Annotated in this window: 6 protein-coding genes; 4 read left to right on the forward strand and 2 right to left on the reverse strand. The window is 70.1% G+C overall.

Annotation, left to right across the window (positions count from 1 at the left end):
- Positions 1 to 24: 24 nt before the first annotated feature.
- Both ABFX54_RS30770 and ABFX54_RS30775 read right to left on the reverse strand, forming a co-directional pair.
- On the reverse strand, positions 25 to 675 hold the full coding sequence (locus ABFX54_RS30770; protein ID WP_346110067.1) for a M15 family metallopeptidase: 651 nt from the start codon (positions 673 to 675) through the stop codon (positions 25 to 27).
- A 12-nt stretch (positions 676 to 687) separates the two neighbouring features.
- Positions 688 to 1,836 (reverse strand): ROK family transcriptional regulator, encoded by a 1,149-nt coding sequence (locus ABFX54_RS30775; RefSeq protein WP_346110068.1) that lies wholly within the window; start codon positions 1,834 to 1,836, stop codon positions 688 to 690.
- A gap of 137 nt (positions 1,837 to 1,973) precedes the next feature.
- On the opposite strand from ABFX54_RS30775, the gene ABFX54_RS30780 reads away from it, so the two are divergent.
- From ABFX54_RS30780 to ABFX54_RS30795, 4 genes are all read left to right on the forward strand, one after another.
- Entirely contained in the window at positions 1,974 to 3,290 is a 1,317-nt protein-coding gene (locus ABFX54_RS30780; protein ID WP_346110069.1) for an extracellular solute-binding protein, read from the forward strand.
- A gap of 2 nt (positions 3,291 to 3,292) precedes the next feature.
- Complete coding sequence (locus tag ABFX54_RS30785) at positions 3,293 to 4,300, forward strand: carbohydrate ABC transporter permease (RefSeq protein WP_346110070.1); 1,008 nt, start codon at positions 3,293 to 3,295, stop codon at positions 4,298 to 4,300.
- Positions 4,297 to 5,148 (forward strand): carbohydrate ABC transporter permease, encoded by an 852-nt coding sequence (locus ABFX54_RS30790; RefSeq protein ID WP_346110071.1) that lies wholly within the window; start codon positions 4,297 to 4,299, stop codon positions 5,146 to 5,148. Before ABFX54_RS30785 ends, ABFX54_RS30790 begins: the two co-directional genes overlap by 4 nt.
- 46 nt (positions 5,149 to 5,194) lie before the next feature.
- On the forward strand, positions 5,195 to 6,197 hold a 1,003-nt coding region (locus ABFX54_RS30795; RefSeq protein ID WP_346110072.1), incomplete at its 3' end, for a glycoside hydrolase family 3 protein.

Raw genomic sequence — 6,197 nt, forward strand, 5'->3', positions numbered from 1 at the left:
GGAAAACCTTTCGACTGAGCGGTGTCAGACGGTAAATTCCACGGGCCCGTAGAGCGCGTGCTCTGCCTGCGTGGACATCGCCCAGTAACGGTCCCCGTACGACCAGTGCCACCATTCGGTGGGGTAGTTGACCAGCCCGGCGGGCTCCAGGGCGGCGGCCAGGAGCTTGCGGTGGGCGCGGGCGTCGTCGGAGATGCCGGGGGCGGCGGTGTAGCAGGCGCCGTCGCTCTGCTCGGGGTTGTCGTTGACCTGGGTGCCCATGTCGTATTCCGTGCCGTCGGGCGAGCACAGGGTCAGGTCGACCGCCGCGCCGGCGGTGTGGGGGGCGACCTCGACCGGGGAGACGTAGCGGCTGGCCGCGACGTACGACTCCGCGGGCGTCAGCCCGGTGAGCGTGGCCCGGTATTCGTCGAAGATCCGGCGCTGCGTGGCGACCGGCCGGTAACCCTCGACGATCAGCAGGTGGTAGCCGTCGGGCAGCAGGCCCTGGGCCTGCTCCAGCCGGCGCAGCACGCCCTCCCGCAGATGGGCGTAGGCGCCCTGCTCGTCGGCCAGCCGTGAGTCCACGCGCAGCCGCCCGCGTACGTCGGCCAGCGGCTCGCCGCATTCACGCACGGGGATCGAGGTCACACGCGGGTCGGAGATCAGCACGACGTCGTTCGAGGACTGCCACATGGGCAAGAATTCTCACACAGTGTCGGAGAAGACCTGCTCCCGGGCCTGCTCAAGGGCGGCCACCAGAGCGCCGCGCAGCACGGGGTTGCCGGCCACCCGGCTGACGACGACGCTCGGCCTGCTGGGGCACATGCGGGCCACGGCCTCCTCCACCTTGGCGGCCAGCCGCTCGCCGCCGGCCCGGCCGATGTCGCCGCTGAGCACGATGAGGCCGGGGTCGAGCACGACGGTCACGGCGGCCACGCCCAGGGCCAGCCGGGCCGCGACGGCGTCGAGGTAGTCGTCGCCGCCGCCGCGTACCAGGTCGGGCACGCTCGTGCCGGTCACGCCGCGTTCCCCGGCCAGGCCGCGCAGGGCGTCGTGGCCCACCAGGCGCTGGAACGACCCGGTCTGCGGCCGGCGTACGTCGCTGGGCAGCGGCTGCCCGGGGACCGGCAGCCAGCCGATCTCGCCCGCGCCGCCGCTGATGCCCCGGTGCAGCCGGCCACCGAGCATGACGCCGAGCCCCTGGCCGACGCCGGCCCAGACGAGCACGAAGTCGTCGACGCCTTCGGCGGCGCCGTATCTGTGCTCGGCCAGGGCGACGAGGTTGACGTCGTTCTCTATCGTCACCGAGGCGCCGAGGGTCTCGCGCAGGCTGGCCAGCACGCCGACGTGCCAGGAGGGCAGGTCCACCGAGATGCGCACGTCGCCGGTGAGCGGGTCGACCACGCCCCTGGTGCCGATGACGAACGCGCGCAGCCGCGACAGGCTGACGTTGGCCGTGTCGCAGGCCCGCTGGACGGCCGCGTGCACCGCCTTGACGGGGTCGCGGCCGTCGGCGGGGTTGAGGGTGACCTCGACCACCACGCGGCCTGTGATGTCCGCCACAGCGACGGTGAGGCTGTCGGGCAGGACTTCGAGGCCGGCGACGTACGCGCTGGAGGGGACCACGGCATAGAGGGCGGCGTGCGGCCCCCTGCCTCCCGCCCGCTCGCCCGCCACCTCGACCAGGCCCCGTTCCTCCAATCGCGCGAGAAGCTGACCTGCCGTTACCTTGGAGAGCCCGGTACGCGCACCGAGCTCGGCCCGCGTCAGTGGGCCGTCGCCGAGGAGCAACTCGAGTGCCGCGCGGTCGTTCAGCCGGCGCAGCAGACGGGGGACTCCCGGGTCTCGGCTCATCTGCGCACCCTTCTCGTCACGATCAGCTAACGGGCGTTTCTTTTAAGAAAGTTTCTTGTTAGTTTAACACCATCGTTCGGCATATGACGATCAGCCTGGTGCGGACCGTAGGCCAGCACCCGGGAAGGGAGAACCCTGTGAGGATCGCGAAGATCACGGCCACTACGGTCACCACGGCCGCGCTGGCCCTGGGACTGGCCGCCTGTGGCGGTTCGAGCGAAGAACCCGCCACGTCCTCACCCAGCGCCGCCGCTGCCTCCGGCCCCAAGTTCGCCGGCAAGACCCTGAGCGTGTGGCGCCTTGGAGACAGCAACCCGGCCGCCGCCAAGTACATGGAGGAGCTCAACGCCGAGTTCAAGACGCAGACCGGCGCCGAGGTCAAGCTTGAGTGGATCCCGTGGCCGCAGGTCGCCGACAAGTTCGCCGCCGCCGCGACCGGCACAGGCCCCGACGTGACCGAGATCGGCAACGACCAGGTCCCGATGTGGCAGAGCCAGGACGCGCTGGAGCCGATCACCGACATCGCCCGCGAGGGCGACAGGTCGCAGATCCCGCAGAACCTGTACGGCTACGAGACCGTCGACAACGAGGTCTACGCCGTGCCGTGGGGCGCGGGGGCCCGCGCGGTGCTCTACCGCAAGGACTGGTTCGAGGACCTCAAGATCGAGGTGCCCAAGACCTGGGACGAGCTCGTCGCCGCGGCCAAGAAGATCCAGGGCGAGAAGAAGGGCGTCGACGGCTTCGCCTTCAACGGCGGCTCGGACGCCAACCACCTGCTCGCGGCCTTCGCCTGGTCCGAGGGCGGCGAGTACGCCGTCAAGGAGGGCGACAAGTGGGTCGGCAAGCTGACCGAGCCCGGCTTCGCGGCCGGCTTCAACACCTACACCGGCCTGGTCCAGGACGGCCTGTCCAGCAAGGCCAACCTGACGCTCAACACCACGGACATCCGTAAGCGCTTCGCCAACGACAAGGTCGCGATGTACCTCACCGCCGCCTGGGACCTGCCCGGCATCGAGGAGGACTCCAAGGGCAAGCTGAAGGGCGACAAGCTCGGCTTCTTCCCGCTGCCCGCCAAGACCGGCGGCGTGGCCGCGTCCTTCTTCGGCGGCAACGACATCGCGTTGTGGGGCGGCACCCAGCAGGCCGACCTCGGCAAGGAGTACATCAAGCTGGCCACCAGCAAGACCTGGGCCGACCGCTACGCCAAGGAGGGCGGCCTGCTCCCGGTCTACCCCGACACCCTGGCCGCGATGAACGAGGACCCCGCGCAGGGCGCCTTCGCCCAGGCCTTCGCCAAGGCCAAGGCCTTCCCCGCCGACCCCAACTGGTCCGAGGCCGACGCGACCAAGGCCGTGCTGCAGAACGCGGCGCGTGAGGTCATCGAGGGCAAGAAGGACGCCACCACCGCCCTCGCTGACGCCAACAAGGAACTCGAAGAGATCCTGAACCAGTAACGATGGCGAACCCGACAACGGTCGCCCGGGGCAGGGACTCCTCCCCTTCCCCGGGCCGCCGGCGCAACGACCGGGCCGCCCGCGCGAGCGGGCTGCCGGTCTGGAGCATCCCGTACGTGCTGCTCGTCCCCGGCCTGGTGGTCATCGCGGGGCTGCTGCTGTACCCGATGGTCCAGCTCGGCATCATGTCCTTCCAGAAGGTCGGCCTGGCCCAGATCCGCGGCACCAGGCCCGCCGAGTGGGTCGGCCTGGACAACTTCGACAAGGTGCTGTCCAACGACATCTTCTGGTCGGCCCTGCGCAACACCGTGGTCTTCGCCTTCGTCGCCGTCAGCCTCACCCTGATCGTGGGCACCGCGGTCGGCGTGCTGCTGCACCGGCTGGGCAGGAAGATGTCGCTGTTCGTGGTCATCGGCTGCATGTTCGCCTGGGCCGTGCCCCCGGTGGCGCAGGGCGTCATCTGGCGCTCCCTGTTCGACGCCGAGTCCGGCATCATCAACTGGGCGCTCAACCTCGTGCCCCACTGGCTGCTCTCCCCGCCGGACGGCCAGGAGAGCTGGTCGGGCACGCCCTGGCTCAACGACACCATCCCCCTCTACATCGCGCTCGTGGTGTGCGTGGTGTGGGCCGGCTTCCCGTTCATCGCGGTCTCGGTCCTCGCCGGGCTCAAGGGCATCCCCGCCGAGCTGTACGAGGCGGCCAGGGTCGACGGCGCTGGCGCCTGGCGCACGTTCAGGAAGATCACCCTGCCGCTGCTCAAGCCGGTCTTCGCGGTCCTGACGATCCTGTCGATCATCTGGGACTTCAAGGTGTTCAGCCAGCTCTACGTGCTCATGAACGGCCCGACCAACCGTGACGGCTTCAACCTGTCCATGTACGCCGTCGCCGAGGCGTTCAAGCCCCCGCAGAAGCTGGGGACGGGCGCGGCGATCTCGGTGGTGCTGACGATCATCCTGCTCATCATCACCGTCGTGTACGTCAGGCAGATCGTGAAGCAGGAGGAGATGTGACCCCGCTCGCACGCAAGAGGCTCGGCAAGATCCTCCTGAACACGGCCGGGATCCTCGTCTTCCTCTACGCCGTCTTCCCCGTCTACTGGATGGTCGCCACCGGCTTCAAGGCCAACGACCAGATCTTCACCACGGAGTTCATCCCGTTCCCGACGCACTTCACCTTCGAGCACTTCGAGCGGGTGCTGACCGAAGGCGTCGCGAACAACTCCATCTGGCTCTACATGCGCAACAGCGCCATCGTCGCGCTCGGCACCGTGCTCATCGGCTCGGCCTTCGCGCTGCTGTCGGCCACCGCCATCGCGCGCTTCCGGTTCAAGGGCCGCGGCACCTTCCTGGTCACGCTGCTGATCGTGCAGATGCTGCCGTCGGAGGGCCTGCTCATCCCCCTCTACATGATGGTCAAGCGGGCCGGGCTGGGCGACCAGCTGATCGGGCTGATCATCACCCAGGTGGCGCTGACGCTGCCGTTCGGCGTCTGGATGCTGCGCACGTTCGTCGCCGCGGTGCCGAAGTCGCTGGAGGAGGCGGCCTGGATCGACGGCGCGGGACGCATGACGACCTTCTGGAAGGTGCTCTTCCCGCTGGTCGCGCCGGGCCTGGTGGCCACCAGCATCTTCTCGTTCATCACCGCGTGGAACGACCTGATCTTCGCGCTCTATCTGATGTCGGGGTCCGAGGGCTACACGATGCCGGTCGCCCTGCAGTACTTCTTCGGCCAGAAGGGCGTCGACTGGGGCGCGATCATGGCCGGCTCGACCCTGATGACGATCCCGGTCGTCATCTTCTTCCTGCTCGTCCAACGCCGCATGGTCTCCGGCCTGGTCGCCGGGGCCGTGAAGGGCTGACACCGTACGACGTCGCGGACGCCGTGCGCAGAACTGATGAGGAGCCATGAGTCAGAGTGATCGGGGGCTGCGCCGCCTCGCGGCCGGCACGCTGCTCGTCGCCTTCCAGGGCACCACGGCGCCCGCGTGGGTGCTGCGCGAGCTGGAGCAGGGCCTGGGCGGCGTGACGCTCTTCGGCTTCAACGTGGCCGACCCCGGCCAGGTGCTCGATCTGACCACCGCGCTGAGGGGAGCCGGTGATCCCGTCATCTCGCTCGACGAGGAGGGCGGGGACGTGACGCGGCTGGCGTACCACGTCGGCAGCCCGTACCCCGGCAACGCGGCCCTGGGGGCCGTGGACGACGTCGAGCTGACCCGCCGGGTCTACCGGGCCATCGGCTCAGAACTGGCCGCCTGCGGCATCAACCTGGACATGGCGCCCAGCGCGGACGTCAACACCGAGGCCGACAACCCGGTCATCGGCACCAGGTCGTTCGGCACCGTGCCCGACCTGGTCGCCCGGCACACGGTGGCGGCCGTCGAGGGCCTGCAGTCGGTACGGGTGGCCGCCTGCGTCAAGCACTTCCCCGGCCACGGCGCCACCCGGGTGGACTCCCACCTGGACGTGCCGGTCGTGGACGTCAACCTGGAGGTGCTGCGGGCACGCGAGCTGGCGCCGTTCCGCGCGGCCATCGGCGCGGGGGCCAGGTCCGTGATGACCGCGCACGTGGCGGTGCCGGCGCTGACGGGCGACACGCCCGCCACGCTGTCGGGCGCCGCGCTGACCGGGCTGCTCAGGGGCGAGCTCGGCTACGACGGCGTGATCGTCACCGACGCGCTGGACATGCGCGCGATCACCGAGAGCGTGGGCCTGGCCGGCGGCGCCGTGCTGACCCTCGCGGCCGGGGCCGACCTGCTGTGCCTGGGGCCGCTGCCGACGTACGACGACGTGCTGGCGATCATCGCCGGGATCGAGGCCGCCGTGCACGACGGGCGGCTGCCGCTCGACCGGCTGGAGAGGGCCGCGGCGCCGGCGGCCGAGCTGCGGGCCTGGGCCGTCCGGGCGTCCG

Origin of the sequence: Nonomuraea maheshkhaliensis (genome assembly GCF_039529435.1) — a bacterium.
Taxonomy (GTDB): domain Bacteria; phylum Actinomycetota; class Actinomycetes; order Streptosporangiales; family Streptosporangiaceae; genus Nonomuraea; species Nonomuraea maheshkhaliensis.

Coding starts and splice junctions, on each gene's coding strand:
- ABFX54_RS30770 (WP_346110067.1), bottom strand. CDS start 675: ATGTGGCAGTCCTCGAACGACGTCGTGCTGATCTCCGACCCGCGTGTG.
- ABFX54_RS30775 (WP_346110068.1), bottom strand. CDS start 1,836: ATGAGCCGAGACCCGGGAGTCCCCCGTCTGCTGCGCCGGCTGAACGAC.
- ABFX54_RS30785 (WP_346110070.1), top strand. CDS start 3,293: ATGGCGAACCCGACAACGGTCGCCCGGGGCAGGGACTCCTCCCCTTCC.